25 protein-coding genes are annotated in these 26,760 nt (G+C 65.2%); 11 read left to right on the top strand and 14 right to left on the bottom strand.

The window, feature by feature from the left end:
• Positions 1 to 283: 283 nt before the first annotated feature.
• Positions 284 to 1,879, bottom strand: a complete 1,596-nt coding sequence (locus OG310_RS17375) for a hypothetical protein (protein WP_329456788.1) — start codon at positions 1,877 to 1,879, stop codon at positions 284 to 286.
• A gap of 690 nt (positions 1,880 to 2,569) precedes the next feature.
• Between OG310_RS17375 and OG310_RS17370 the strand changes: the two genes are divergently transcribed.
• The gene (locus OG310_RS17370; RefSeq protein ID WP_329456787.1) at positions 2,570 to 3,646 is read left to right on the top strand and encodes a hypothetical protein; all 1,077 of its coding nucleotides are present in this window, start codon (positions 2,570 to 2,572) and stop codon (positions 3,644 to 3,646) included.
• Positions 3,647 to 4,459: 813 nt separating this feature from the next.
• On the opposite strand, the gene OG310_RS17365 is transcribed toward OG310_RS17370, so the two are convergent.
• The 5 genes from OG310_RS17365 to OG310_RS17345 form a co-directional block, all read right to left on the bottom strand.
• Positions 4,460 to 5,449: a ComEC/Rec2 family competence protein gene (locus OG310_RS17365; RefSeq protein ID WP_329456786.1), complete on the bottom strand. Its 990-nt coding sequence runs from the start codon at positions 5,447 to 5,449 to the stop codon at positions 4,460 to 4,462.
• 596 nt (positions 5,450 to 6,045) lie between these two features.
• Complete coding sequence (locus OG310_RS17360; protein WP_329456785.1) at positions 6,046 to 7,455, bottom strand: tyrosine-type recombinase/integrase; 1,410 nt, start codon at positions 7,453 to 7,455, stop codon at positions 6,046 to 6,048.
• Complete coding sequence (locus OG310_RS17355) at positions 7,449 to 7,640, bottom strand: helix-turn-helix transcriptional regulator (protein WP_329456784.1); 192 nt, start codon at positions 7,638 to 7,640, stop codon at positions 7,449 to 7,451. Before OG310_RS17355 ends, OG310_RS17360 begins: the two co-directional genes overlap by 7 nt.
• 231 nt (positions 7,641 to 7,871) lie before the next feature.
• Positions 7,872 to 9,836, bottom strand: a complete 1,965-nt coding sequence (locus tag OG310_RS17350; protein WP_329456783.1) for a DUF3987 domain-containing protein — start codon at positions 9,834 to 9,836, stop codon at positions 7,872 to 7,874.
• Positions 9,837 to 10,050: 214 nt separating this feature from the next.
• Positions 10,051 to 10,716, bottom strand: a complete 666-nt coding sequence (locus tag OG310_RS17345; RefSeq protein WP_329456782.1) for a hypothetical protein — start codon at positions 10,714 to 10,716, stop codon at positions 10,051 to 10,053.
• Between the two features lie 87 nt (positions 10,717 to 10,803).
• On the opposite strand from OG310_RS17345, the gene OG310_RS17340 reads away from it, so the two are divergent.
• Positions 10,804 to 11,208, top strand: a complete 405-nt coding sequence (locus OG310_RS17340; protein WP_329456781.1) for a hypothetical protein — start codon at positions 10,804 to 10,806, stop codon at positions 11,206 to 11,208.
• Positions 11,209 to 11,218: 10 nt separating this feature from the next.
• Here the strand turns inward: OG310_RS17340 and OG310_RS17335 are convergent, their stop codons facing one another.
• The 7 genes from OG310_RS17335 to OG310_RS17305 form a co-directional block, all read right to left on the bottom strand.
• On the bottom strand, positions 11,219 to 11,461 hold the full coding sequence (locus tag OG310_RS17335; RefSeq protein ID WP_329456780.1) for a hypothetical protein: 243 nt from the start codon (positions 11,459 to 11,461) through the stop codon (positions 11,219 to 11,221).
• Between the two features lie 22 nt (positions 11,462 to 11,483).
• Complete coding sequence (locus OG310_RS17330; protein WP_329456779.1) at positions 11,484 to 11,678, bottom strand: hypothetical protein; 195 nt, start codon at positions 11,676 to 11,678, stop codon at positions 11,484 to 11,486.
• Between the two features lie 22 nt (positions 11,679 to 11,700).
• Positions 11,701 to 11,943: a hypothetical protein gene (locus OG310_RS17325; protein WP_329456778.1), complete on the bottom strand. Its 243-nt coding sequence runs from the start codon at positions 11,941 to 11,943 to the stop codon at positions 11,701 to 11,703.
• A 150-nt stretch (positions 11,944 to 12,093) separates the two neighbouring features.
• Positions 12,094 to 14,241 carry a cell division protein FtsK gene (locus tag OG310_RS17320; protein WP_329456777.1) on the bottom strand — a complete coding sequence of 716 codons (2,148 nt, stop codon included), beginning with the start codon at positions 14,239 to 14,241 and terminating at the stop codon, positions 12,094 to 12,096.
• A gap of 98 nt (positions 14,242 to 14,339) precedes the next feature.
• Positions 14,340 to 15,227, bottom strand: a complete 888-nt coding sequence (locus OG310_RS17315) for a DUF2637 domain-containing protein (RefSeq protein WP_329456776.1) — start codon at positions 15,225 to 15,227, stop codon at positions 14,340 to 14,342.
• Positions 15,228 to 15,250: 23 nt separating this feature from the next.
• Entirely contained in the window at positions 15,251 to 15,475 is a 225-nt protein-coding gene (locus tag OG310_RS17310; RefSeq protein WP_329456775.1) for a hypothetical protein, read from the bottom strand.
• A 116-nt stretch (positions 15,476 to 15,591) separates the two neighbouring features.
• Positions 15,592 to 15,966 (bottom strand): hypothetical protein, encoded by a 375-nt coding sequence (locus OG310_RS17305; RefSeq protein WP_329456774.1) that lies wholly within the window; start codon positions 15,964 to 15,966, stop codon positions 15,592 to 15,594.
• A 355-nt stretch (positions 15,967 to 16,321) separates the two neighbouring features.
• Here OG310_RS17305 and OG310_RS17300 point away from each other — a divergent pair, with 355 nt between their 5' ends.
• From OG310_RS17300 to OG310_RS17290, 3 genes are read left to right on the top strand one after another with little or no spacing between them, the layout of a single operon-like run.
• The gene (locus tag OG310_RS17300) at positions 16,322 to 17,110 is read left to right on the top strand and encodes a GntR family transcriptional regulator (protein WP_329456773.1); all 789 of its coding nucleotides are present in this window, start codon (positions 16,322 to 16,324) and stop codon (positions 17,108 to 17,110) included.
• A gap of 11 nt (positions 17,111 to 17,121) precedes the next feature.
• Positions 17,122 to 17,871, top strand: coding sequence for a glycosyltransferase family 2 protein (locus OG310_RS17295; protein WP_329460223.1), 750 nt, complete (start codon positions 17,122 to 17,124; stop codon positions 17,869 to 17,871).
• The gene (locus OG310_RS17290) at positions 17,850 to 18,812 is read left to right on the top strand and encodes an FkbM family methyltransferase (protein WP_329456772.1); all 963 of its coding nucleotides are present in this window, start codon (positions 17,850 to 17,852) and stop codon (positions 18,810 to 18,812) included. The genes OG310_RS17295 and OG310_RS17290 overlap by 22 nt, the downstream gene beginning before the upstream one ends.
• Positions 18,813 to 19,431: 619 nt before the next feature.
• On the opposite strand, the gene OG310_RS17285 is transcribed toward OG310_RS17290, so the two are convergent.
• Positions 19,432 to 20,169: a GntR family transcriptional regulator gene (locus OG310_RS17285; RefSeq protein ID WP_329456771.1), complete on the bottom strand. Its 738-nt coding sequence runs from the start codon at positions 20,167 to 20,169 to the stop codon at positions 19,432 to 19,434.
• Positions 20,170 to 20,709: 540 nt separating this feature from the next.
• On the opposite strand from OG310_RS17285, the gene OG310_RS17280 reads away from it, so the two are divergent.
• The 6 genes from OG310_RS17280 (at position 20,710) to OG310_RS17255 (ending at position 26,753) form a co-directional block, all read left to right on the top strand.
• Positions 20,710 to 20,955: a GntR family transcriptional regulator gene (locus OG310_RS17280; RefSeq protein WP_329456770.1), complete on the top strand. Its 246-nt coding sequence runs from the start codon at positions 20,710 to 20,712 to the stop codon at positions 20,953 to 20,955.
• Between the two features lie 148 nt (positions 20,956 to 21,103).
• Positions 21,104 to 21,673: a hypothetical protein gene (locus OG310_RS17275; RefSeq protein ID WP_329456769.1), complete on the top strand. Its 570-nt coding sequence runs from the start codon at positions 21,104 to 21,106 to the stop codon at positions 21,671 to 21,673.
• Between the two features lie 149 nt (positions 21,674 to 21,822).
• Positions 21,823 to 22,008, top strand: coding sequence for a hypothetical protein (locus tag OG310_RS17270; RefSeq protein ID WP_443078663.1), 186 nt, complete (start codon positions 21,823 to 21,825; stop codon positions 22,006 to 22,008).
• 68 nt (positions 22,009 to 22,076) lie between these two features.
• The gene (locus OG310_RS17265; protein ID WP_329456768.1) at positions 22,077 to 23,261 is read left to right on the top strand and encodes an ATP-binding protein; all 1,185 of its coding nucleotides are present in this window, start codon (positions 22,077 to 22,079) and stop codon (positions 23,259 to 23,261) included.
• Between the two features lie 1,192 nt (positions 23,262 to 24,453).
• Positions 24,454 to 24,714 (top strand): hypothetical protein, encoded by a 261-nt coding sequence (locus OG310_RS17260; RefSeq protein ID WP_329456767.1) that lies wholly within the window; start codon positions 24,454 to 24,456, stop codon positions 24,712 to 24,714.
• Positions 24,711 to 26,753 (top strand): hypothetical protein, encoded by a 2,043-nt coding sequence (locus OG310_RS17255; RefSeq protein WP_329456766.1) that lies wholly within the window; start codon positions 24,711 to 24,713, stop codon positions 26,751 to 26,753. Before OG310_RS17260 ends, OG310_RS17255 begins: the two co-directional genes overlap by 4 nt.
• Positions 26,754 to 26,760 lie beyond the last annotated feature (7 nt).

The raw sequence follows: 26,760 nt of genomic DNA, 5'->3' as shown, positions 1-26,760 counted from the left end.
GTCCTTCGCCAACGCAGCCTCCCCACATAGTAGTTACGTGACCACGTTAACGGCCGTCGCTGACAACGGGGCAGCACGCAGCTATGTGGTCGTGTCACAATCGCGCCAGATCTGTCGGGGGTCCACGGGAAACTGCGGCCAAGAGCGGCGCCCACAGCCAGCGGACGCCCAAGTCCATGATTCGAAAGTCAGGCAGTGTCGCACCCAAGCTCGCTCCTAAAGCGGTGCTCACACGACCGGGCGTCGGTAGATGCGTTTCCTCCGGATCCTCATCAAGGCGTGGTCACGCACCTACACCTAACGGTGCGCTCAGTCCATGTCCGGGAGCGGTAGCCCGGATCAGGAAGAGGTGAGCGGTGCGGCGCAGCAGGCGCTCGAAGTCTCCGACCAGATCGCGTAGATCGTGGGTCGTGGAGCCGTCGAGGAGGTGAAAGCTTCTGGTGCCTACTACATCGCCGTGCATCTCGGTATTGCGAGACCGGTATGCATCCCGGATCAGTCGCTCGATGTGGAGGTCCGCGGCATGCAGTTCGGTGTCGCAACTCAGAAGCGCCTTCGCTCCGGCAACGAGGCGATCCTGCTTGTTCTTTGTGTTGGGGAGCCCGGAGTGGTGAATGAACAGGGACTCGGCGGTGATGCACAAATCGATTAGACGATCCTCGGACAATACTCGACTCCCAGCCATGACTAGGCGCCGCAGGGCGTTTTGAAGGAATCGCATGTCCAGAATACGCGGGTCACTCAGAAGCGCGTACACCTCGTGAAGGTCATTTACCTTGGCGGGGTCAACGAGAAGGGTAGGACGATCCTCTGCAGGGTGCTGGACCTCAGTGAGGACTGCAGAGGCATACAGCTGTGCGTCGAAGTCGTCCTGGTTCTGTAAGTGCATCGGGCGGCCGTATGCGACCGAACCGCCACACACAAGACGCAGGGCGGTAAGCATGTGCCGAGAGGCGTTGGTGAACGGTGAGGGCACTGCGGCGTCTGGGTGCTGATCATTACCGCTGTGCACGGGAAGGAGACGTTCGAGGACCAGAGCGTTTTGATGGAATCGCGAAAGCGTGAAGGAGTTAGTGCTCGTGAACTGGCTGATGGGGATACCCATTACCCGCACGGCCTCGGACAATTCCGCATCGCTCATCGGTCTTATGGTCAACCCGTCTGGAAGGGGCGTGCCCGCTAGAGACGAGGATATTTCGAACCCGAGCAAAGGAACGTACTCGACTAGGCGCACCGTCTCGATAAGCAGCCCATCCTCCACGACAGCATAAGCAGCTTCGAAGGCATCGAGGTCAAAACGGTAAGCTCGGGTCGCTATCACCATGGGAGTGAGCAGATACTGAACGAGGACGGTGTCGAGTTGGCGGCGGACGAGGCTGGAGGGGTATCCGACCAAAGTATCCAGGCGAGTGCGGAGCGCTTCGTGGTCCTGAATAACCATGCGAAGGGCCTGATACTCCGGGAAGTTACACCACCAGTCACTGGAAGCGAACTCGACGGGCTGCTGCCACAGTTCATGCTCGTTACTTAGAAAGACCTCTTGTTGCGACCGCTTCCAGGAGCGAAAGTCCCGCTGAATTACAAAGTGTGGCTCTTCTCCGGTCCCAGCCAGCACCTCCAGTACTGCGGCGACAAGGCTGGCGGCGGCATGATGCAAGGGGGCGTGTGCAACGGACATAAAAGACCTCTCGGCGCAGAAACAGTCTGTGAAGCAGAAGCAGAGCCCGCCGTCAGGCGAACGGATGAGCATGTCATAGAAAGCTGCCTCTGCGCTGCGGTTTTCTGCCCACTTGAAAAACTTATCGCGCGGCAGTTGCAGTATGCCGCCCAGGATCTGCCATCGGTGTCCATCCCTCCCAAGCCGTGTGCGTGGGACCACTTGGCGTCCATGCTTGACAGCAACGAGGCCGGACGCGGACGTACACCCACGCCTACGACCGGCCGTCGTACCGGCTGACGGCCGCGCCCAAAGCCGACGCCACGCGCGGCCGGTGGTTGCGACCTACGTGTGACCCCACGATGACCAGGGTGCCTTGCCTGCTGGCTGAGCGTTGAGCCTGGATTTGGGAGCTGTTACAGGTTTCTCTACTTCATCAAGGCACCCGGCTGCGCTCCGCTCCGCCGGGCGCGCTTCCCGGCTCTGGCGGCGCCCGCGCTCCTGCCTTCGGCCCGCTCGGCGCTGCCGCCGCCGACGCGCGCCCACGACTGGATAGGCCCGGAGGGCATGAGACGAGAACCAAGCCCGCGGCTTCAAGACGATGCCTCCGGCGGGGGCGCTCAGACTCCGGGATGGGCGGGGCACCGTTCGCGAGTGCCGGCCGGTTCGTGGTGAGCGTTGTGGACTCCCATCCCGACCACCTTCGACCCAGGCAGAGCCGAGCAGTCGCGGCCCAGGGCGTCAAGGTCGTTCGTACAGTGGCGCGCTCCACCTTGACGCCCTGAACCACGCCCGCTCCACGGTGTGTGGGTCGAAGGCGGACGGGATGGGAGCCGGGATGGGCGGTCGGCTGACGAATGTGGCCACGCCGCGCACGGTACCTTTTGTTCAGGAACATGGCCAAGGGGGGACTTGAGCGACAACAGCGAGCTTTGGACACCGCCGCACCCATCCGACGAACTGCGTGAGGCCGCTGGCCGCCTTCGGAAGCAAGTAGCACACTTGCAGGTGATCGAGGACGAGGCTAAGAGGCAGCTGGAACAGAATCTTCGGCAGGGATACTTCATTGGAATTTCGGGCTGCACTCTAGCGGATGAAAACGCAGAGGAGTCTATATCCTCATTCCCTTTGGATGGGAAGCCGCTATTTAGCATCACCCCAGTTACCAACATCCCTGATATAGGCTCCCTGGCGCGTGCGCTCACACCACATTGTCGACGCACCTTCACCCAGCTGGATCACTTATCTCGCACAATTAGGCATGAGTTATACATTGCCAAGAGCATCGCGGACACCCCTCAGAGTGCGCTCAACTTGGCATACCGTGTGATTTCCCTTCTTCGACTGAAGTCTGGCTGTCTGATCAACGCTGTTTCTTTCTCAGATACGCCATGGGGTCAACTAGCGGCACACTCGGGTGACGTCTTTATGCAGCCGCTCGAAGATGCCAGAATGCCGCTATGGGGAGCGGCGGAGGTGATCACGAAATCTGATCTGGACTGGGTTTCTGAGCGACTCGCCAGGGATTTTGATTTGTACGAGCAGCCGAGCTATAGACTGGCTTACGACGCGGCAGCAGACGCTCCATTCCTAAAGGATTCGCGAACTGCGGTAGCGCGTATTTGGTCTGGCATTGAGTCACTGTTCGATGTGCACAATGAACTCAGCTTCCGGCTGTCCATGTATGCGGCAATCCTGATCGAAGACGAAATCGAAAAAAGGATTGAAACTCAGGCGAGATTCAAACGTCTCTATGGGCTCCGCTCAAAGGCTGTCCATGGGGCGAAAATGGAAGATGCGAAACTCGCGGAAACGCTGAAAGCCTCCTGGCATCTGTTGCGAGACCTCCTGGTTTCGTGCATTCGCTCTGGGCCTTCGGTGCCGTCCACTGCCGTGTTGGACCAAGCTCTTCTCGGGCGACAGCTGATGCGGAAAGATGGCACGAACTTCAACTCCGCCGACCATTCGATAGAACCCGAGCACAGATAATCGGCAGCATGGAACGGCACCGTTTACTGGCCACTAAGTCTGTGAGTCTCCAGCCTGCGCTTGCTGAGTCTCGATAGGGAGAAGGACGTCGAGGCTATCGAGTAGTCGTTCTGCGTAGTCGCGGGCTGCGGATCGGACCCAATCTGGGTTGACAACCCGCCACCAGATCAGTGTCAGTATTAGGCTGGCCGCGGCGACCAGGGAGAAACCTACCCGCCAAATAGGTAGCCCATAAAAGGACCCGATAGCGAATCCTAGGGTTGCAATACAGGCAGAAACAGATATGGACAGGCCCACTGTACGCATGCCGAGCATGTTGCGCCTGAATCCATATTGGCAATTCTCAAGGAAGATCAGACGAAAGGTTGCGGTGTCCCTCGTTCGCGAGATCAAGTACCGCACGGCCATTTCGTATGCCTGATCAGCCTTGCTGGGACTTCTGACTTCTTGTCTCCGGGACGGCATTTCTTCGCCCAACAGCAATGCTATTTGTTGATGCCTGCGTGCAAGAAGTTTGGAATTCGTGGAGTCCCTATGACGCAATGCCTGCGTTGCAGGAGGGCCGCCCCAGGACTCCCACAGTGTTGACTGTATTTTGCGACCCCGTTCCCTGACGATCTGGTCGATTAGTCCGATCGCCCCGGTTGCGAGCACCAAAAGCCACAACTTATGCCAGTTAGCAAAATTCGGAATCACAGCAATGCAAGTCAATGACACTGGCAGGGTAGCGATAAAGGCTGGTGCAAGGCGCGCCCGGCGAGTGTATCCGTCGAATATGTTGCTGAGGTTAGATCCGGTCACGAAACAGAGGCCTCACGATTCGATCGTAGCGATGCGATCGCCGGAATGATTGTAGATCCAAATGTCTCCATCATCCCAAATCTTGACTTTCATGGAACCGTTATAGCGCGTTGAAAGTACACGATTGGCGACCCTTGCGTACTCGCTTGATGCGTCCGTCGATGGCTTCTTGCCAACGGAACAGATGACAGTGTCCGGCCCCATGGCTTCGACAGCTTCTTCGTGATATCCACTCATCCTCCCGTGGTGAGATGCCTTAAGGATGTCGCACTGCAAGTCTTCCTTGGGGTAGTGGGAAAGAATCGAGTTCCAGGATGCCTTTTCCGCATCCCCGGGAAGGATGACGTGGCGACCCGCGTGGCTGATCTTGACTACGTAGGAGCAATCGTTATAGTCCTCCGTCTCATTGCATGCAGATACAAGCTCTGCTGTTGGAGAAAGTACCTGTATGCCATCCTCCTTCCAGAACGAGGCCGTATCCCCCCTCTCTGGCTTGATTACTTTGTGACTACTCGACTGGCCATTTGCGTCTTCTGGCCCAAATCCCAGGCGCAGGCAGTTGTAGACGGCCCAGTCCACGTAAGCGAACCTGCTCTTCGCGAAGCTATCCTCTTCGAGCTCTTTCTTGTGTGCGGTGTCCCAAAAATTTTGAAGCTCGACGCGCTCTTGCCAGAAGAATCTATGAAGGCCGCTCATGTGATCCATGTCTGGATGCGTCTGAATATATCGAAATACGGATTGGCCAGGAAAATTTGCTGAATAGTATTCGTATGGGTCGACCAGTAGAGACTCATAATACTGTTCCCATGATCGAGAATCTTGGGTCGCCATGTGCTTGAATGCGTACTGCGAGATCCCCTTGTTCTCTGCTAGCGCTTCGAGGTCGTCTTCTGGCAGAGACTTGCTGTTGTTGATGTCGACCATCATCAGACGCCCGCTCGGAAATTCAATGAAAGTGCAGTCGCCGTGCCCGACGTTGAGGAAATGAAATATGAGCGGCACTGTGCCCCCTGTCGTTCGGTTTTCTAGCTTTGCTGAGTGGTGCGCGATCCGACGCGGATCATCTGCTAGGCGCAGCAGCAGGCTGACTGGTGGGGGCGGCAGCCGATGACCTGACACTCATAGTGCAGGAGAGCAATCCAAGTTGGTAGCTGTTTGGGGTAACTTGCGGGGCAGTGAGCCAGGCGGCGGGTAATGAGGGGCAAGCGTGCCAGATCGAGCGGTCAGCCGCGGTCGAGTGGGTTACGTGGCGGCAGAGGTGTGCCAGGCGGCCTGGGTGCCCTCGTATACATGCGGATCAGTCCCGACCGGTCTTGCGGTCCACGCCAGGCTTACAAGGCAGGTGTCGGCGTGCCAGATCCGTGCCAGATCGAGCGGTCAGCCACGGTCAACTGGGGCGCACAGTGGTGCAAGTGCTGTCTTGACAGGCCCAGCGCCTCAGATGGCGGGTGACCGGCGAGGACGTATCAGCGCCCGGCGCCAGGCTTACAAGGCAGAGATCGCACCCTCTCACACCGGTTTCCCGCGAGAACGTGGCCTGACCAGGGTCTGGCGTCGAACCGCAGACATCGTCTGCAACAGATCGAGGTGAGCACTTCCTATGTCGGATCGCTGTCGCTTACCAACAGCGCCGCGGAGATCAGCTGGTTGGCGTGGGACTGGTGACCTCGGAGGATCTTGGCGTAGACGCGGTACATCACGGCCAGGCTGTGGCCGGCTCGGCGGGCCACCTCCGGCGGCTCGACGCCTGCCTTGATCCATAGCGAGATTCCGGCGTGCCTGAGGGAGTAGGGGACTGCCGCGAGGGGCGTGCGGGCGTCCTCTTCTGATAGGGCGTTGGTGCGAGCCTCCTTCCAGATCTCGCAGTACTCGGTGCTGCGGACGCGGCCACCGCGCGCCGCGCGGAAAAGACGGCCGTCGGTGGCTACGCCGTAGCGCTTCCTGTGCTCCTTCAGCAGTCCGACCAGGGGCGGCGGGATGGGTACTGAACGGGTCGTCTTGCGGGCTCGGCGCTTGAGGCCGCGCTTTTCGTACGGGGTGCCGGTGTCGGTCCAGCCGGCTGCCACCTCTGGGTGGCTCTCGGCCAGGATCAGTTCGCCCCACAAATCCTCTCCCGCCGGGAGTACGCAGTCAGAGGCGTTGAGCGCGGCGATCTCCCCGGGGCGCATGGCCGCGTAGTAGACGCAACCGAAGAACGCCTCCAGGTGCTCGCCGCGGGCGCCCTGGGCTCGGACGGCCGCGATCAGCGACGCTGCGAGCTGGGGACCGGGCACGTACCTGAAATCAACCTCGTCGTCCGTCGCCGGAGCCTGCCAGTCCACGCGCTTCAACGGGTTGGCGTCCAGGTGCTCGCGTTCGATCGCGTACACGAAAGCGTTGTTGAGGATCATCCGCTTGCGACGGGCCGTGTTCTCGGCGGCGCTCTTTCCGTGAAGTGTGACCGAGAGGGCGCCGAGGGCCTTGCGTACATGGGCGGGCTTGGCTGCCTCGTTGATCGACAGGGAGTGCTTCGCGATCCAGGCCAACGCGTGAGCAACCTCGGGGGGCGCTTCCTCGGCGTCCAGGCGCGAGACGATGGCGCCGTCCTCGCGTAGGACCATGCGGAAGGCCCAGGCGTAGAGGGCCCTGCGGAGAACACGCGGCTTCGAGTAGCCGCGCACGTCCACTGAAACGAAAGCGGGCGTCACCGTGGCCAGGGCGTCGGCAATGCTCGCCCGGTGCTTGGCGGCAGCCCGTGGCCACTTCATGGCCGCGTACTGCCGTGCGTGCTCGTACCAGGTGACCGCATTGAGCTCCCGGAGTTCGGAGGTGGGAAGCCCTTCCTCCGAGTCGAACTGTTCTCCGCGGCGAAGGGCCGCCATCAGCTCTGAGCGGCGTCCGTCGGCCTGAGGCTTGAGCGCGTAGCTCTTGGAGAACTTCTGGCCGGCCACGCTCCACCGCACGCGGTACGGCTTGCGACGGTCTGGGCGTGCCTCGATGGCGTAGATGCGTACGTCGAAGGTCAGCACGTGAATGCCTCCTCGTGGTCGTTGAGCCAGGCCTCGAAGTCGGAACGGCGAAAGCGGAGTTGTCCGTTGGGGAGCTTGATGCACTTCGGGGCCTGTCCCCGAGCGCGCATGCGGTAGAAAGCAGCGCGGGACATGTCGAGCTCGGCCAGCAGGTCATTGAGCTTGAGGTGAGGTTCACGGCGCACGGTGGTCGTCCCCCTTGGGTGCAATGGCTGCTCTCGTCTGTGGGGCGGTTGTGAAGCGTCAGCAGTGTCAGCGGAATCGCTTGACCTGCTGTTATGGCTTGCTGACGATCGTCAGCAAGCGTCAGCAACGTCAGCGCATCGGCGCGGTTGTGCTGACGTTGCTGACATCTGCTGGCAGTGCGTTCGCCGGTGTTCTTGCTGTTCGGGGAGTTCTGCTGACGTCGCTGACGGTCAGCGGGCATCCGCACCGCAGTGCAGCGAGGGGTGAACCCGGTACGTGGCGGTCGCCGGCTGCCCTGCTCGGCCGGTTCGTGCTGGGGTGTCGGCTCGCAGGTAGCCGTGCGCTTCGAGCAACGAGAGCGCCGGTTCGAGCTGGGCGACGGTGCGGAAGCGTCGGGAGGCCGCGACCGCGTCGCGGCGCTTGATGGCCGTGCGGTACGTGCCGTCCGTCTTTGGGCGCGCGAGCCATTCGAGGATGGTCTGCGCGGCGTCCGTGGCCGGGTCGCTGGCGATCAAGTCGAAGACGGCCAGGGCGTGTTGGGTGTAGTACGCCGTGATGTCTGCGGCCCGATTGATCGTGTCCTCTTCCACCGGCTCGCCCCAGCGCGGGCCGGCGATCCGGTCGGAGAGGTGGAGGAGCAGCGCGACCCTGGCTGTGTGTCCGACCAACTTTCCTGCCCAGTCGGGGAGGTGGGCGAGCGGTTGTTCCGGCCGCAGCGCTGTTTCGAGTTGATCCTGAAGGGCTTCGACGGCCCGGTCCGCTGTGGCTGTCAGGGGGATGGTGACCGGCTCGGGCAGCGCGTAGAGCGTGCTCAGGAGAGTGGAGAGGCGGCCGTGGTAGCGCTGGGCCACAGCTTCGGGCACGGGCGCCGTACGGGTCTTGCGGTAGCCGAGGTTGGATGCCGGGAGCGCGTAGAGGAAGCGGGCCAACAGGCCGCGGTCGCGGGCGCCCGGCGTACTCGCGAGGTCTTGGAGCACGGCCGGCTGGGGTGTGACGCCGATGGTGAGCGCGGGCTTGTCGACGCTGGGCTGTTCACGGGTGATGCGGTCGGTCTGGAGGCGTTCGCCTTTGTGGGCCTGGAGGAAGACGCCGAGGTTGGGCTTCGCGCTGTAGCGGCCCGCGATGATGTCGAACAGGTCGCCCTCAGGAGAGAGCGCGGCAAGGCATCGGTGGATGGCGAGCTGCTGGGCGAGGGGTTCCGGGGTGATGTCGCCGGAGACCGTGAGGCGCGGCTTCGGCGGAACGTGGATGTCCTCGGCGAGCAGCCGCGCGGCGGATGCCTCGGCGACGATGACGGTGCGGTCGATCCCGTCGCCTGGCTTACGCGCTTTGGCCATCAGGGCTTCGGCCTCGGCGAGAGCCGCCTCCTTGATTGTCTCGGCCTCGATGATCTGTGCCCTTGAGCCCTCTTGGAGCTCCCGTTCGAGGTCGTAGACGGGCTCCGTCATGAAGGCGAAGACGTCGGACTTGCGTGATGCCGGGGGCATCGCGCACACGAGGTAGAGGTTCGACTGCTCGCGCCAGCCGGGCCGGATCTCGACGTGCACCCTTCCGCCGGCTGCCGTGGAGAGTGCCGCAAGCGCCATGGTGGCCGCCAGGTCCGGTGGTGTCTGGGTGAACTCGGCGACAGCGGCGACCTGTTCGGCTACCCATGGCGTCAGGGTGTCCACGGGGAAGAGGGGAAGGGCTCCGTGGGTACCGAGGGGGATCGGGTCCGGCCAGCGGTCGGACGTGCTGATCGCCGCGAGCTCGGCAGCGGCCTGTGAGGCGATGCGCTCGGCTTGGGAGGTGCCCTGGCGGGTGTGGGCGATGAGACGGGTGCCGGTCTCGATGAGGCGGCGCTGCCTGGCCAGGTCCGCGACGATCTCGGCGTAGTACGTGCCGTTCGCCGCGGTGGGCGTGGCCTGTACAAGCGCGTGCAGGTACGTCGCGCCGCCGATGCGGCTCAGGTCATTGGTCGCCCGGAGGCGCGCGGCGACCGTGATCGGGTCGACCGGCAGGCCGGCCGCGTGCATCGCGATGATCGCCCCGTGGATGGTGGCGTGCGCGGGGCGGTAGTAGTCCTCGGTGGAGAGCGCCGCACTGACTTCGGCGACCGCCGGCCGTGAGAGCAGCATGGCGCCGAGCGCTGCCTGTTCGGCGCTCGGGTCGTTCGGTGGCGCGTGGTCGCCGTCTTCGGGGAAGTCGCTGGTCACCGTACGTCCGTCCGTGAGCAGGCCATGGCGCTGCAGGCGCCCGAGATGCCGTTCGTCCGGCGGCTGGTCCCGCACTCAGTCGCCAGGGCGGCAAGGGCGCGGGTACGACGTCGGGTGTGGTGCATGCTGAGGGCACCTCCTGATTCCGTGGTTGGGATGGGAGAGACCGGGGCTGCGGGCGTCCTTGACCCGTCGGCCGCTGCCCCGGGTGCATTCACTGAGGCTGGGTGCCGCCGTTCACGTGCGGCTCCGCGAGCAGCGTGAAGTGCAGGGCGCTTTTCGCTGCCTCGCCGTACGTGTACGCGCTGTCCGCCAGCCCTGCGGCCACTCGACGAGCCTCGGCGATCTCGGCGCTCTCGCGGTCGGCCAGGTCCTCGAAGAACGTGTACTCCCGCTCCGTGCTGCGGGCCGCTTGCTGCTCGGCCACGCGCCGACGGAACCCGTCGAGATCGGCGCTGCCCGGCCACCTGTCCAGCGCGGCGCCGAGGTCGGGGAGCGGGTGGTTCGGAAGGACGTACCGCCCGTCCCTGCGACCGAACTCGACGAAGGGTGGATGGTCCCCGTCCAGGACGGCACGGATCGCTTCGGCCGCACCGTACGCGTACGCCTGGGCGGCGTTCTCGTACAGCTCGTCCGCGCTGCTCCGGAGCGTGGCGTAGAGCTCCGTGAGCCGCCAAAGGGCGTCGTCGTGCGGTCGGATGGCGTGGTTGCTGCCGGGCACGGTCGCCGAGCCGCTGACCGGTCGCAACCGAGCCGGGTCCGTGTGCCAAGCGGCGTTGCGGGCGCTCTGCGCGGCGGTCCGGTATTCGCGGGCGGCGGCGCCGAGCGCCTGCACTCCTGCCGTCAGGCTGTCGAACCAAGCGACTGTGGTTGTGGGCATTGGTCTCGTCCCCTCTGAAGTGAAGTGGTCGATTCGGCCGACTGTCCGGGCCCCGGCCCGCGTTCGCCCGGCTCGTAGGGTGGTCCGGTGTTCGATCGTTTGGAGATCACGCTGTTGCCGCGGGGCGCACGGTTCGCTGCCCAGGTGCGGTTCTGGGTGAACGGCGAGGATGTGGTCGCGGGGGCCGTGCACGAGGGAGGCCGCGGGCCGCTCGCGGCTGACGTACTGCCTGCCGGCCGGCCCAGCCCCCTGCGGGCGACCAGCGAGGGGCGCCGCCTGGAGCTGGGCGAACCGGAGTGCACTGGCGATTGCTGCGGTTTCCTGTCCGTTGTCGTGCAGCGATTCATGGAGGTCGTGCAGTGGTCGGACTGGGAGGTGCCGTGGGAAGGTGCGCATCCCGCCGCGCCCCCGCCGGAGTTCCACTTCGACGCCGGCCAGTACGACGCTGAAGTGGCTCGCGCTGAGGCAGGGCATTGGTGGGGCCGCAGGTAACCCAGGCGCGTCAGGCGAGTTGCTGCTCACCGGTTCCTCTGCTGGCTGCGGCCAGCAGGAGTTCGCGGAGATCGGTGCCGATCACGGCGACGAGCCGTTGTTCGAGCGCCCGCCACGATTCGGGGTCGATGGCCATCAGCGAGGCGACGGCGGCCGGGCCTCGGCCGTCCTCGATGGCTTCGAGGGCGTCGCGGAGTTCACCGGATGCCATCAGCGAGATGCGCGGCGGTGCGCCGGTCTGCGGCTCACACATGTGTGGGACTCCTTCGGGTGTGTCAGCCGCCGATGCTGTGCACGGCGCTGCCGACTGCGGACATCAGTTGGTCGATCGAAGCGGCGGCCCCGGTGCGGGCGAGGTAGAAGCCGAAGAGCACCGCGATGATCGCGGCGCCGGCGCCGACGGACTTGAAGCGCAGCAACAGGGCCAGGAGCAGCCCCAGCAGCGCCAGTGCGGAGATAGTCAGGAACACGACGGGTCTCCTTCGGGAGCGGTCAGCGGGTGCCTTCGTGCTGCAGGTGGGACAAGGAGTTGTAGAGGCGGCGCCCGACGCGGAGCCGACGGCCGTAGCCCGAGCAGCGTCGGCACTGACGGCCGCGAGTGAGCCGTCCGGTGCGGGTCTGGCGGATCTTGCAGCCCCAGCCCTGGCACCTGCGACAGGTGCCGTAGGGCCTGGTGGAGCACTGGGCGACGTAGCAGAGCGCGATGAGGAACAGTCCGGCTACAGCGGTGAGCACGAGAGGCAACGAAACCCCTTCCAGGGCCGGATTCAGGGCATGCGAGGTGGCGACCGCTAGGGACTAGTGGCCTGGTCAGATGGGGTATGGGCTGCTAGCGCGGGTGCTAGACCTAGCGGGCCTTCCCGCTAGGTTCCGGCGCGTGCTCGGCTATGCCGCGTCGGCTCCGCCGTTACGTTCCGCAGCAGCCTTGAGGATGTCGGAGCGCCGGATGCCGCGCCGGTTGGCGCCTTTGCCGTCCTCGGTGGTGCCCCACACCTGCACGGTGCGGATGCCGTACGGCTTGAGAGCCGCGGTCAGCTGCTCTGGCGTCCACTCGCCGTAGACCTCGGGTCGGAGTTCGGCGAGCAGCGGCACGATCGCTTCGTTCCAGAGCTTCGGTTTCTCGGCCGGTACGGCGGCTCGGAGATCGGCGAGCAGGTCGTACCCGACGGACGCGGTGGTCTCCGGCTGCTCGCCGAGCGCGTGACCCGCGAGCAGCCCGGCATGCTCGCGGAGCGCACGTGCGCGGAGGGCGATGCGGTCCGCCTCCACCGCGTTGATGAACGCGGAGCGGACGATCCGGGCGTCCGATCCTTCTCCGAGGAAGTAGGAGATGCCCTTGTCGCCCCAGGCGAACATGCTCGCCCGGACGCCCCGTTTGTAGGCGCCCGTCCCGAGGACCATGTCGTTCTCGACCTGGCCCATGACCTTGAGGCACCAGCGGGCTGAGGCGTTCGCGCTGATCGATGTCGGGATGCTGTCCTTGTCGGGACGCTGGGTGGCCAGCAGTAGCACGATCCCGGTGGCCGGCCCGCGCTTCACGAGGTCCGTGCAGATCTCCTTGAACTCGCCGCCGTACTTCGGGTGCTCGAACCACACCTGGCACTCGTCGACACCGATCACGATCGGGTGGAGCCCGAGCGAGCGCTTCGACGCGAGCTCGGTGGTCACCTTCGACTCCGGGCAGATGTCCCGTGGCAGCGACCGGATCACCTTCGCCCGGCGCCGCAACTCGCCCTGCAGTTCGCGAAGATCGGCGATGGCGTACTCGATGTCCGGGTCCTCCTCGCCGGCCCGGTGCCGGTACGCGACTCGGTCGCCGACCGAGTCGAGGTCGCCGGTGCCCTTCAGGTCGTACGTGTGGAGCTCCGCCCGTACGTCCAGGGCCGCGATGAGCAGGAGCAGACGCAGCAAGAACGTCTTGCCCATGCGCGGGATGGCGCCGATGATGCCCGCGATGAACATGAGCGTGACGCCGACCCACCGGCCGCGCTGGTCGGTGCCCCAGAGCACCGGTTTGAAGAGGTCAGCGCCGCCGGACTTCGCGAGCGGCCACGGTTCCTGCCGGGTCTGCGACATGTCCTGATCACCGACCCACATGCGCAGTCGCCCGGTGTGCTCGGTGGGCACGGCCTCGGGCCAGACGCACCCGAGCGGGCGCCGGACCCCGGAAGCAAGCCGGTCGCGCCGGTCGATGACGTCCGTGACGGTGACTCCGTACGGCAGGTCGCCCTCCGCCATCCAGCCCGGACCGTCCCGCGTGATGGGCGCGGTGAAGGCGAAGCCCGGATTGCCTTTCGCCTGCGCCTGGTTGATGGCGGGGATGCCGAGCGATCCCAGGGCGCGAAGGACGATGTCACTCGTCAGCTTGGTGGCCTTCGGGATCTCTACGGCCCGGTGGATGACCGGAGCGTCCGCCGGCTGACCGAGCCGCCCCAGCGCGAGCGTCGACGCGGCCGCGCACAGTGCGAGCAGCCAATCCGGTGCGAGGACGTACAGGGCGAGGCTCGTACCGGTTCCGGCGATCGATGCGCCAACGGCGACCACTGCCCGCCACCGCACCCGGCGGTCACGCTGCCGCGAGAGCTTCAGGTACTCCTCGATGTCGTTGTTCGTGGCGGCCGACTGACGCAACGGCTCACCCTCGGCGTCCAATGCCCACCTCAGGGCACCGCCGGTGAACTGGCAGGCACCACGGGGCATCTGGAGCGTGAGCCGCAGGGCGTACCACGGCGCTCGGATCGAGTGGTACGCGGCGACGTGCCAGGCGTACGCGGCGACCCCCTTGCCCGCCTTCAGGAACTCGCCCCGAGACGTCGCCCACGCGGGAATGACCGCCCGACGCTTCGCTCCGCGTACCCGATCCATCAGATCAGGGCCCGATTTTCCGGCTGCCGGGTCGACCATGATGGTCTCGTTCGGGTCGGCCGACTCGGTCGGTCGGGAGTGATCCGCCCCTGCTTCGACAGGGCCGAATTCCTTCTCCAGCCTCGCGAACAAGTCGTGTTCGTGATCGCCGTTGTCCTCGTGCTTCACTGGCCGTTCCTTCCGTACTGGGTTGTCGTACCGGAGGGGTGCCGAGGCCCGGCCCTACCCGCCAAAGCAGCGGCCGGGCCCCGGTGGGGAGCGAAGGATCAGAGGGGAGTGTGCTGCTGGTCGCGCTCGGCCCTGAGGGCGTCACGCAGCTGCCGCGAACGCTGTTGGCTGCACCCGATCGCCTTGCGGATGGGGTCGGCGTCCAGGCGCTCAGCGGGCCATTCCGCAGTCTCCTGGCGGGCCTTGAGCAGCGCCGCCTCCCAGGTCATACGCGGCCGATAGCCGCGCGGCGCGCGCTCCTCAGCCGCAGCCGGTGCACCGGGCTCTTTGGCTTCCTCTTCGGCCGGCACGTGTCCCTCAGGGGCGAGCTCGCCGAGCCGGAGCAGCACCAGATCGCGGTGCGGGGCCTTGCGGCGCCACGCTCGGCCGTAGCTCTCGCGCAGTTCCGCCCGCACCATGAGCCGTTGCTTCTCAAGGGCCAGGGCCTCGCGGTAGTCGGTCGTCTCCCAGAGCACCATCCGGCGCCAGAGCGCGAGTGTGGTGAGAGGCGCGAACAGCCAGCGAGAGCGCCGGATGCGTTCCATCCGTGCGCCGGTCGCGACGCCGATACGGACCGCGTAGACATGAGCGGCGATCTCGCTGAGGCCGACCCACAGCAGGGGCATCGACCCGTGGGCGACTTTCGCCGAGGCCGACTCACCCGCCGCGATGTTGAGCCAGCACGTGATCAGGGTCAGTCCCCACGGCACGAACCGGACCCAAGCGAGCCGCATCCCGACCCGGACCAGCAGCAGACTCGCCGCCGTGAAGACGGGGATCGCAGCGTCGATGCCGACCGGGAGCATCCACGGGTCGGTGAATCCCCACCGCACTGCGGCGGAGGACACGGAGTCGAAGGAGGCGACGAGGCCGAGCCCTCCCACCGCGACGCCCGCGGGGACAACAAGACCGAGCAGGGCCCTCTCGCCCACGCTGAGTGGTGACACCGCAGCTTGCCAGTGCCCGAGACTCACGCGGCGGTCACCGCCACGATGTGCGTCAGCCGCTGAACGGAACGGCTACTGAGCTGGGCCGCGTAGACGGCGTTCAGGAACGAGATCTCGTCGTCTCGGCCCTCTTCGAGCAGCTCAGCCAACACCTCGTTGGCCACCGCGAGCCGGACCTCACGGTCGTCGGCCGACTCATCAGCGGTACCGAGGAACAGCTCCCGGAAGTCATCCGAGTACATGCGCATAAGAACTCTCCTGAGCGCTGGTGGTTGGGATGGGAGAGCCGGGGCGGCAGGTGTCCTTGACCCGTCGACCGCCGTCGCCGGCTGCAGAATCTGAGTGGCTGAGGAACGCGCGTCCTTCAGACGCGGAAGCGCTGAGGCGCGGACATCCGTACGCACCACCGGGCCACCACCGTCACCGCGGTGACGGCGCCGAGGCCGGAGAGCAGCGTCACGAGCCAGCCGGCACCTGCCGCCTGCGCATACGAGACGGCGGCGAAAACCGCGAGGCCGACCACGAGAACGACGGCCAGGTCCACGACGCGGCGCGCCGGAGTCGCCGACCTGGCACGTCGGGCAACGAGCTGAACGTCGTACGGGTCGATGAGCCGCACGGGACGGCCCGGTATGTGGACGGCGACCCGGAGGCCGTCCGGATCAGGAACGACGCCGAGGACCGTGCCCAGCGCCATATCGCTGGCGTCGCGCACCACATCGCCGATCGCGAGAAGCATCGAGTCTCCGTTCGGGAGAGAAGGGCCGCTCCGACAAGACCGATCGTCCGAGGACGAGTGGTCATCACCTCCGGCCTCCCTGGTCCCGAGCGCCGTCCTTACACAGCAGACGTCGGGGGTCAGGGAGTGCCGGAGATCAAAAGCACTCGTTCAGACACGCTGTTCAGTTCTCAAGGCACAGACGCTTCCGAGCTGACCGCACACACACGGCACCCCTCGGGCGTTGCTCCTCAGGACCTCAAGTGCTCAAGTCCTCTTTAGGAGTGACGTAACTATGGCGCACGTCTCTCCACTCGTCAAGACCTCTTTAGGAGTCGTATGCTGGCTCGGACGATCGACGGAACGGTGAGCACCCATGGCCAAGGCGTACGAGCGAATCGCGGACGAGATCCGCCGAGCCATCCGCGCAGGTGAGCTCAAACCTGGGGACAAGCTGCCGCCCGAGACGCAACTCGTCGAGGATCACCGCCGCAGCCTGCCGACCATCCGTGATGCGCTCCGGCTCCTCCAGGAAGAGGGCTTGATCGAGAAGCAGCACGGGCGCGGGAACTTCGTCCGCAGCCCACGTACGAAGGTGCTGCGGACGAACGAGCGTCACCAGTGGGAGAAGGACCGGGCGCGTGAGTCCGCGGACGAGCGTCTGAAGACGGGGTCCACGGAACACGACACCGGCCTGCAGGTCAGCGATCTCGTCTTCCACGCGTCGTACGACGAGGGCACGGCCGACGTGGACATCGCCGAGGCGTTCGGCGTGCCCGAGGGCACGCCGATGCTGGTGCGCACCTTCAGGACGAGGTACGCGGCGGAGAGCGCGCCGTTCACCCTCGTGACCTCGTACCTCGTCCGGGGCGTGGTGGAGTCCAATCCCGATCTTCTGGACGCGGCGAACGAACCGTGGCCCGGAGGCACGCAGAATCAGCTCTTCACCGTGGGTATCGAAGTGAGCCGCGTCGACGAGCGGGTGTCGGCTCGCCCGCCGACCCCCGAGGAAGCGGAAGAACTGGAGCTTCCCCCGGGGACCTCGGTCCTCGTGCTGCGGAAGACCTCGTACGACACGTCGGACCGCGTGGTCGAGCTGTCCGACGTGACGCTGCCCGGCGACCGCACCGAGATGCACTTCACCACTCCCCTGGAAAGGTGGTGAGCGCGGTGCGTATGCGCATCACCGTCATCACGGCAGTCCACGGTCCGTCCGCTCACTTCCTGCCGGACGCGTACAAGTCCCTGTGCGACCAGGAGTTGCCCGACGACTGGGAATGGCACTGGCTGATCCAGCAGGACGGCATGGGGGACGAGGTTGCCGCGTACGTCCCGGACGACCCGCGCGTGACGTTCAAGCAGGGCCGGCCCGGCGGACCCGGTACTGCTCGGACCCTGGCACTCGCGCACACGGACGGCGCGTACATCAAGGTCCTGGACGCCGACGACCAGCTCGCGCCGGGCGCCTTGGCACGGGACCTGGTGGTCCTGGAATCCGATCCGGCCGTTGGCTGGGCGACGTCCCGGGTCCTGGACCTGCTGCCCGACGGCAGCACGGCCGGCTTCCCGGGTGACCCGGAACCGGGCGTGGTCGAGCGCGGTGAGGTCCTGGAGTTCTGGCAGGCGAACAACTACCGGGCCCAGGTCCACCCGGCGACGCTCTTCGCCCGGCGAGAGCTGGTGGTCGCCCTGGGCGGGTGGATGGCGCTTCCCGCCTCGGAGGACACAGGGCTGCTGCTCGCACTGAACGCGGTGAGTTCGGGATGGTTCACCGCGGACGTCGGTCTGCTGTACCGCAAGTGGCCCGGGCAGGCGACCAGCCAGGCAGCGCACACAGATCCGGCCGAACGCGACGCCCGAATGGCTGTGGTCGAGGCCAGGGCCCGCGAGCTGTCATACCTGCGATGGACGTACCCGGCCTCATGAGTGCGGAGGCCGGCCAGGTGACGGCCCACGCACGCGACGCTTTCCTCAGCCTCGGCCGGGGCTACGTCCGCTATGCGCCCGGAACGCTGGGCGATACCTCTCGTGTAAGCCGGTACCTGAACGGCCGGCTGAAGGAGCACTCTCGACGCCGAGTCGTTCAGTCCCGGTTCGGGGCACGGTTCGCTGTGGACACGCAGGACCTGATCCAGCGGTACCTGTACCTGTTCGGGGTGTGGGAACCGAACATGACGCGTTGGCTCCAGGGGCGGTTGACGCCCGGGGACACCTTCATCGATGTGGGCGCGAACATCGGGTACTACAGCGTTCTGGCGTCAGGTCTCGTGGGCAACGCGGGCCGAGTGGTCGCGATTGAGGCGTCCAGCACCTTCCACCATCGACTGTCACAGCACGTGCGGCTCAATCACCGTGCCAATGTGCGAACCATCAACGGGGCAGTCGCGGACGAGCACAAGAAGCTGACCTTCGTCCTCGCCAGCTCGGCCAACATGGGCGCGAACAGCATCGTTCCGTACGACGGGGCGGCGGAGTCCTCCTTCGACATCGACGCTGCCCCTCTTCCTGAACTGCTCGCGGCCGACGAGATCGAGAAGGCCCGAGTCATCAAAATCGACGTGGAAGGTGCCGAAGGGAGCGTTGTGCGCGGCATGGCACCCATGCTCGACAGGCTCCGGACGGACTGCGAGATCACGGTGGAGGTCACACCCGACCGGGTCGCTCAACTCGGCGACTCAGCAGATGAGTTGCTGAAGACGTTCTTCGATCGCGGATACCACGCGTATCGGATGGCCAACAGCTACACCCCGGAGAGCTACGTCGCAGCGCTCCGCGATGCCCCGATCGCTCCGGTTCGGTTGCGCGGGCCGGTCGTCGGGGAGACCGACCTGATCTTTTCGCGCATCGACGCGGAGACGCTTGCTTGAGGAGACGGGAACGGCCGTGGTCCGCCCCTCACGAGGAGCGGACCACGGCCGTTCTTCCATGCTTCACCACCGAATCGGTGACTTTCTGCCTCCCGCACAGACCGGACAAGCAACCCGGTACGTCTGGCGACAGCCGGCGCAGCCCGCGAACCCGCAGCAGTCCGGGCACCAGATTTCCCGGTGTCCCGCGCAGCAACCGCAATACGTCACCTGCGGCGCCTGTGGTTCGGCGGGGACCGTCACCCGAAGGCTTCCGCGGGGAGACGGGGGCCTTCGCCGTCGTCATCACCAGGGCCATCACCAGGGACGGGGAGTCGAGCTCCCCGGCTCTCCGCCACCCGCAGCACATCGCCCAGGGACTCGGCAGTGCGTCGCAGAGCGCGGCGTAGCCCCAAGACGTCCGGGTCACTGCCGGCAAGGAGCGTCAGTGCCTCCGCAAGCACCTCCGATCCTTCGCTGAGCTGATCCTGCTCCGCGCCGTCGGCCAGCCGGGACATCAGGCTTCCTCCCTCATCGGTGCTGAGATAGCAGGGCTTGCCGTCGGGAGAGGTCCACGGGAGGAGACGCAGCGCGGTGACTGGCCGCGGTGCAGACGAGAGGACGTCTCCGTTGTCGCCGATCACCTGGCGGCCACCTCTCCCTCATGGGCGCAGCGTGTAGTGAGAAGGACCTCGGCGCGGTCGCCCGGGAGAACGAGCAACGCCAGTTCCACGACTTGCCCGTTGGCATCCGTCGACAGACGCTCTACCGCGAGGACCGGTGTGCGGGTCGCGATGTGCAGTAGCTGCGCCTCGTTCGATGTCGCGAAACGGGAAACCACCCTTTCGACCGTCGCCATCACCTGGACGCCGGCCGCGGCCAGCATGTCCCGAACGGCGCCGCCCCAGGGGGAGCCGGAAGCGCCGGCTTCTCCGAGTACCGCTACGGAATGCGGCACGTAGACGCGAGCCAAGCTTCGCAGCGATCCGAGGCGACGACTGGTGAACACGTACTCGGTCAGCGCACTCCCGGTGGGCACTTCCAGAACCGATGCCGTCCGACTGTCGGCCGCCACTACGGAACGCTCGGAACTGACCTCGGTGCCCTCCCCGCTCGATGCCTGTCGCTCGACACCGCATTCACCGATCGCGTACCTGACCCGGTCCTGAGGCTGACGGACGAAGTTGCCGCTGCCATGGCGTTTCTCCACCAAGCCCTCGACCTGGAGGACTTCGAGGGCGTTGCGCAGGGTTGGCGTGCTGACGCTGTAGCGAGTGGCGAGGTCGAGTTCCGAGGGGAGCCGGTGACCCGGCAACCACTTGCCGGTTTCGATGAGGCGACGGAGGTCGTCAGCGATCGACTGATAGCGGTTAGCCATGCGTCGCCCCTTCGTGGGTCTCACTTCGCTGGCTGTGACACGGGCAGACGCACGCCTCGTAGGTGATCCGCAAGCCAACGGGCGGCCGGGCCGGCTGGGCCTCCCGGCAATCGGCGTGCGTCCCGATACGACAGGCGAGCGAGCGGTACCTCGTCGGCTCCGTGCGGCTCATTGACCAACGGGCGCGGGCGGTCATCAGAGGGCACCTCCCCTGCCGGCGCGTCGTGGTGACCGCGCGGAGGCATTGCCGACAGGAGCAGCCGTACTCAGCGGTTCACCGTGGCTGTCCCCCATGGCTCCGGACGGCTCGTGAACGCGGTCTCTTCGGTCGTCGGAGAACGCAGCAACTGGGGGACCACCCCGAGGCGGCACGTCCTCGATAGAGTCGGGCATGTCGTCGCTCCTTCAAAGCGTCGTCCATACCCCCGGGCCGGCTTATCGGCCGCGGGGGTGCTTCATTCACCCGTATAGACTGTACTACCCCCTACTACCCATGTGGCTAGCTATGGCAAGCCGTATAGCCCTGCCTAGCTTCGGGTCATGACGATCGATCGCGAGGGGCCGACTCCGCCATATCGGCAGATTGCCGACATCCTTCGGCGCCGCATCTCCGACGGCTCGATCCCGGTCGGTCGACGGATTCCCTCGCTGGTCGAGCTGGAACAGGACTACGGCGTCGCGCGGGACACCCTCCGCAAGGCCGTCCAGGTGCTGAAGGACGAGGGCCTGGTCGAGACGGTCATCGGGATGGGCGTCTTCGTGGTCGCTCAGCCGAAGGAAGACTGAGAGCCGACCTCTCGCGACTCCCACGAACGCCGGCTCAGCCGGAACTGCGGCCGCAGCTGACGAATACCCCAATGCCTGGTACACGCCGACGCGTTGCACTCCTAAAATCCTCTAGAGATGTAGATGACTCGCGTCTCTGGGGGATGGGTTGGGAACTGGCGAGCAGATCGTGACGGTGGCGGCCGTACTGCTCGGCGCGCTCACCACGCACCTGACCAACCACCTGACGGAGCGCAGCAAGGTCAAGTACGAGCTGCTGACCCGTTGGGACGACCGGAAGCTCGACGCCTACTCGCAGTACGTCGACCGGGTGCGTACGGGCATCTTCCTGGCCGTGCGGCTCTACGAGCACCGTGAGGGCCTGCGGCGCAGCGACATCCCCGAGGCCGAGATGGTCGCCGACCTGGCAGAGGCCGAGCGGTACCAGGGCCGGTCCTTCGAGCAGATCATGCTGCTGGGTGGTGACGACGTCATCGAGGCCGCGCACGACCTGCACGCCGCGGTGCGAGCCGTCGACTGGCAGGCCAACGGCAAGGTGGCCGGGACCTTGGAGGAGTGGAGAGAGCACAACCGGCTCGCCTTCCGCGCCATCAACGCCTTCCACGAGAATGCTCGCGAGGACCTAGGGGTGCAGGGACGCGTGACGGGCGAACAGCACCCGGAACGGGACCTGTTGCTGCCAGCAGCCCGGCGAGACGCCGAAGCAGGCAACGAATGACCGCCAGCGACCAGGGCCGTGTCTCAACTCCACGGCCAAACTATTGCCGAGGCTTGCACGGCTGCGGAACCTTCGGCTCCTGAGTGGGCTGCTACATCGCAATGAGGGGTCGCCGAACCGCTGCGGCGGTAGGTGGTCAACGGGGTGCTGTGGCGGTTGCGAAGGGGGCCCTGCTGACGACCAAGGTCCACCTGGCCGTCGACGGCCGCGATCTGCTGCTTGCCCTGGTCCTCATGCCGGGCAACGTCATCGACTCCACCATGTTCCAAACGGTGATGGACGCGGTCCGCATCGCAAGTGTGATGATCCGAACTTGCTGGCGGTGGGCCCGATGACGGTGAAGGCTGTCACCGTGCACGCACACCCATTGCTAACGACTCCCAGCAGCAGCGTCACCCTAGATATGGTCGAGGACTTCGTCGCGCTGGGCATCCCTGAGAACCTGACAATCGAGTACAAGCGCGGCGGGGAGAAACCCGTCGACGCTGTCGCAGCGCTGGCCAACACCTACGGCGGCATCGTCCTCATCGGGGTAGCTGAAGACTCAGGGACCCGTGGCGTCCCAACGAGCGTCGTCGGCGTCAGCCGGAAGGAGAAGGAGAAGCTCGTCAACCAGATGGCTACTGGCTATGACCCGCCGTGGACGCCGGAGGTGATCGAAGTTCCGCTGCGCGACGGCGAGAAGATGGTGCTTATCGTCCGTATCGATCGAGACCTGGTGCCGGCCCCGCTCGTGACGGACGGAAGTATCTGGGTGCGTCTCGACGGCCGCAACGTGAAAGCGAACCGTCAGATGATGGCTGCCCTGCTGGCGCAAGCCAACATCGACCAGAGCCGGGGGCTCATGCGTAGGCAGGCCACCCGCTCACCCGGATCTTACAGACCCGCTGTTCCCCCGGGCTCTGAACTTGAATGCCCCGATTTGCAGCTCCGAGTAATCACCAGCGTTCCCCTCCCTCCGGGGCGACGCCGACATCGTTTGCCTACAGGCATGCCGGATGAATTGGTCTACGCTTTGCAACGAAATGGTGTGGACCACACAACCAGGGACCTGATGGGCATCGGTCACACAGTGAGGGAACCGTGGATGATCCACCGAGCCTCCAGTCGGGAGGTGGAAGTCCGAGTCAACGCGGCAGGCCTACACAGCTTCGCGTTCGGTCGTGCAGTTGTGACCATCACTGAGGCTGACTCCCTCGAAGTTTTCGTTGACCAAGTGCTCTTTTTGAGAGGCTTCTTGCTCCCCTGGGGGAGACTACAATCAGCGCTCATGAACCTGGTGCGCACTGTGGCTGATGTTCTACTGCCTGAGGCGTTCGACGCAGTTGTCGGGCCCACTTCGATGGCGCCTCCGAATGTTGAGATCCATCTGTCAACTGATCGGTACGAGGAGCAGCCCAAGGAAATAGACACATTGATCGACGTCTCCGTACTCGGCAATCGAGGGGATGGTAGTCGACCGATGTTCGGGGCTGCAGAGGTTCTGGACGAAGGGCTGATCGATAACGGAACTTGGCGTCCTGCCGTCATTGAAGCCCTAACGGTCATCGCAATGGACTGGGGTTTCCCGTCCCCTACGCTGGGCTGAAACCTGTGCAGAGGGCCGGTAATTCGAGTGCCCTTTTATAGCCGGTGTTTGATAATCGATCTTGTGACGAGTCGTTGTGGGTGCTGGATGAGGCGTGGGATCGGATATACCGTTGATCGCTCGGGCCGATGGATATGGGCGGTCCTACTTGGCGTAAGAGGCATGGCCGAAGGCCATTGACGCCTCGGATCGCATCCCTTCATGAGGTGGCTCGCCGTGTGAGCGGGAGGCGTCGGCTCGGAGGGCAGACAGGGCAGCCGACGATGCATCGTCGCCACCACAGCAGCCGCTCCAGTTGTTCGCGCTCCACGCCCTCACCTCCAGCGGAGATGTTGCTGTGCAGCAACGAGTTACGGAGCAATCCCCGGAACCGTCCGCGTCCGACATCGGTCGTCGCGCCACCCTGCGAAGCCTCTATGACCTTCGATGACTGATCTCTGTGGTGCTACGGATCAGCTCCATGCGAGAGCTCACAGTCTCAACGGCAGTCTCGTCCGTCCCCGTTCGCGGCCGTTCAGCAAGGGGCACCTTGACGGGGGAGCTGCGCGCACTGCCGCGAACCCTGATGAACAGGCCCATGCAGAGTTGAAAAGCGTGTTGGGGGCAACCCTCACGAGTTCGGATCTCGGATCCTCCACCATCGCTCTCACCGAGCCATACGTCGGAGAGCTCCCTCGTTCGCGAGGGTTACGACGACCCTGTGGCCTCCACAGTCTCGTCGGTGCCGTTCGCTCCCTCCCGTCCGCCTGCGTCCAAGTCTTTGGCCACCTCCCAGATCAGTCCTTTAACCCGCTGTGGAGTTCCTCAGGGACCCTGCTTCCCTGCTGGCCAGAACGGGACTTCGTGCTTGCCGTGTCCTCTTCACGATCTTGTGTCGGATCTGCCGAAGCGAGCGCTTTCAGGTCTCGTAACGGTATGAACACGCCATGTTTCGCTCCGTACTCGTGAGCCTGCTGAAGCACGGGGAACGGATGGGTCTCGTCACCGCAAAGACGCAGAGAAGAGGTCGATCTTGGACGTATCCGGGGAACTAGCAACAGCAGGGTCAGCTGCCGCATCGGCGCTAGTCGTGGCTATGGCTGGGGATGGATGGCGAGGCTTCAGAGACTGGCTAGCCCACTGGTTCGAGCGCAGAGGCGAGGAAGCGGAGAGCCGGCAACTCGCCAGGCTTGAGCGGGACCGCGCGGCCCTCATGGCTGCACCGGACGACGACCAGGCCGTGGGGCGAGCAAGGGATTTGTCGACCGCCTGGGCAGTGCGGTTCCAGGACATGGTGGACGAGGATTCCGATGCAGGGCGCGAGCTGCTGGAGTTCGTGCGGCAGTGGCGTGCCGAGCACTCGCAGATCGAACACCAGGTGTTGGTGGTTCATCAGCGGGCCGAGGCCAAGGGCAAGTCCCGGATCATTCAGGTCGGCCGTGACCAGACTATCGTCAAGCGGGATCGGTCATGAGCGCCCCGGCCGAGAACGCTGAGGAACGGGTCCGACAGGAGGCCGAGGCCTCCGATAACGCTGTGGTCAACCAGGTGGCTGGGGATTACGAGGAGCACCACCACAACTATGTGCGCGGCTGGGAGTACCTCGGGTCTGTCAGCATCGGCGAGGACGAGGCTCGCCTGCTAGAGCATGCCTACGTCCACGCGGAGGCGAGAGTTGTCACCGGCGAACGGCAGGTCGAGCGGGCGGCCCGACTGCTGAAGCGGCCGATCGGCCAGCACGCCGTCATCGTGATTACCGGCCCTCCCGACACAGGGCGCCGGACCACGGCCCTGCGCGTGCTGCGAGACGTCGGTGTGGACCCACAGAACATCCACAGCCTCGTCCTGGACTGGGATCGCCCTCGTACGGAGCAACTCCCAGCTACGCCCCAGCACGGCTTCTTGCTCGATTTGTCCAGTTACAGTAGCTTGCCCGAGGACTTCTACCAGGGCCTGAGCGGGTACCAGAAGGAAGCACTCGCTGCCGAGGCCTACCTCGTGATCCTGGCTACCCCTGCCACATGGCGTCCCGGGACACGTGTCTCCATCCCGCGGATCGAGTACTTGGCCCCTCAAGCCCTGGATGTGGCTCGCTCCCACCTGAAGGAACTCAACTCCGAGCGGCTCAACTGGCTAAACGAGGGCACCGATCTGGCGGAGCTACTGAGCCCCAACGCGTCACCTGACGACGCAGTCTGGCTCGCCGAGATCATCACCGACGCGGACGATGACGGTGGGAGCGAGGTAAAGGAGGAGTTCGAAGGATGGCGTGATCACCTCCTGGAGTGGTTCAGGGACCACGACGAAGTCCAGCACCTGCGTGATCGCGCACTGCTCATCGCGACCGCCCTGCTCGACGGAGTCCCTGCCGATATCGTCATGGCTGCCGCCGACCAGCTCTTTATACGAGTAAAGGGAGAGCTGCCGGCTGGTGGTGCACTGGCTGGCCCGGATCTGGAGACGCGTCTCGACATCATCGAAGCTGCACGGACCGAGAACGACGGCCTGTCACTCAACGCACGTCACGGCCTGGACAATGCGGTGCTCTCTCACGTCTGGGTCCAACGTCCGCATCTGCGGGACGAACTCTTGCGCTGGGCCTCACAGATCACCGCGCCCAAAGGCATCGCAGTCAAGTACCGAGCGCGGGTCGCGACCGCGCTCACCCACTTGGCCACGGGCCCGGGGGGCCAGGCAGTCCTTCGGATTGTCACCCAGTGGATCGCCTCGGACAGCGACTCGCATCGCCGCCTCGCTGCGGGGGTGCTAGAGAGCACCGCGACGCATCCGGGTGTCGGCGTGGCTGTGCGCAAGTATCTCTACGACGCGGCGAATCAGAAGAACCTCAGTGAAGCCCTCGCCCAAACGGTCGCCGAGGTCTGCGCCGGCCAGCTCGGACACGCCTACCCGCGCGTGGCTCTGACTCGTCTGCGTCTCCTTGCTGGCCGCGCCGATCAGCGGGGTTCCCAGGCCGTCGCCCAGGCCGTGCGCACCTTGGCTGGAGAACCGGGCCTCCGTCCCCTTGTACTGGGCGAGATCATCGACTGGGCCGAGGCCCCGGATCCAGTGATCAGGCAGGCAGGTACCCGTGCCTTTCTGGCGCTGATCGAGCTGACGAGCGACGCTCCGCTTGCCGTAGAGCTGGCGGGCGAGCTGACGGCTGAGGGCGAGTCCGGTCTTGAGGACCAGCTCTTCATCCGGGGATGGCGTGCGGCTTGGCGCCATGAGCCCACTGCTGACCAGGCCGGAACATCCCTAGCCGCGTGGCTGGACGCTCCCACGGTTCCCGAAGCCCACGGCGTTGACATCGCCGTTGCCGTGCTGACCGGCAACCTCGGTGATGCCCGTACGGCAGCCCTTCTGGTGGGCCAGAGCGCCACGACGCAAGAGGGACGCGATCGGCGATTGAAGGTGTTCGCCCGGCTTCTGCCACCTGTCCCCGGAGCCGGACCACCGGACGATCATGAAGAAGCCACTGTGAGTGACCTGGGGCTGGACAACCCTGCGGCATGAGCCGTTT

This window comes from Streptomyces sp. NBC_01497, from assembly GCF_036250695.1.
In the GTDB taxonomy this organism is placed as follows: Bacteria; Actinomycetota; Actinomycetes; order Streptomycetales; family Streptomycetaceae; genus Streptomyces.
This window is presented reverse-complemented; position numbering and strand designations above follow the sequence as displayed.

Bases quoted from the DNA above. Each gene is read 5' to 3' on its own strand.
- OG310_RS17345 (WP_329456782.1), bottom strand. From the start codon at position 10,716: ATGCCCACAACCACAGTCGCTTGGTTCGACAGCCTGACGGCAGGAGTG.
- OG310_RS17335 (WP_329456780.1), bottom strand. From the start codon at position 11,461: ATGTGTGAGCCGCAGACCGGCGCACCGCCGCGCATCTCGCTGATGGCA.
- OG310_RS17310 (WP_329456775.1), bottom strand. From the start codon at position 15,475: ATGCGCATGTACTCGGATGACTTCCGGGAGCTGTTCCTCGGTACCGCT.
- OG310_RS17305 (WP_329456774.1), bottom strand. From the start codon at position 15,966: ATGCTTCTCGCGATCGGCGATGTGGTGCGCGACGCCAGCGATATGGCG.
- OG310_RS17300 (WP_329456773.1), top strand. From the start codon at position 16,322: ATGGCCAAGGCGTACGAGCGAATCGCGGACGAGATCCGCCGAGCCATC.
- OG310_RS17295 (WP_329460223.1), top strand. From the start codon at position 17,122: ATGCGCATCACCGTCATCACGGCAGTCCACGGTCCGTCCGCTCACTTC.
- OG310_RS17290 (WP_329456772.1), top strand. From the start codon at position 17,850: ATGGACGTACCCGGCCTCATGAGTGCGGAGGCCGGCCAGGTGACGGCC.
- OG310_RS17285 (WP_329456771.1), bottom strand. From the start codon at position 20,169: ATGGCTAACCGCTATCAGTCGATCGCTGACGACCTCCGTCGCCTCATC.
- OG310_RS17280 (WP_329456770.1), top strand. From the start codon at position 20,710: ATGACGATCGATCGCGAGGGGCCGACTCCGCCATATCGGCAGATTGCC.
- OG310_RS17265 (WP_329456768.1), top strand. From the start codon at position 22,077: ATGGTCGAGGACTTCGTCGCGCTGGGCATCCCTGAGAACCTGACAATC.
- OG310_RS17260 (WP_329456767.1), top strand. From the start codon at position 24,454: ATGGCTGCACCGGACGACGACCAGGCCGTGGGGCGAGCAAGGGATTTG.
- OG310_RS17255 (WP_329456766.1), top strand. From the start codon at position 24,711: ATGAGCGCCCCGGCCGAGAACGCTGAGGAACGGGTCCGACAGGAGGCC.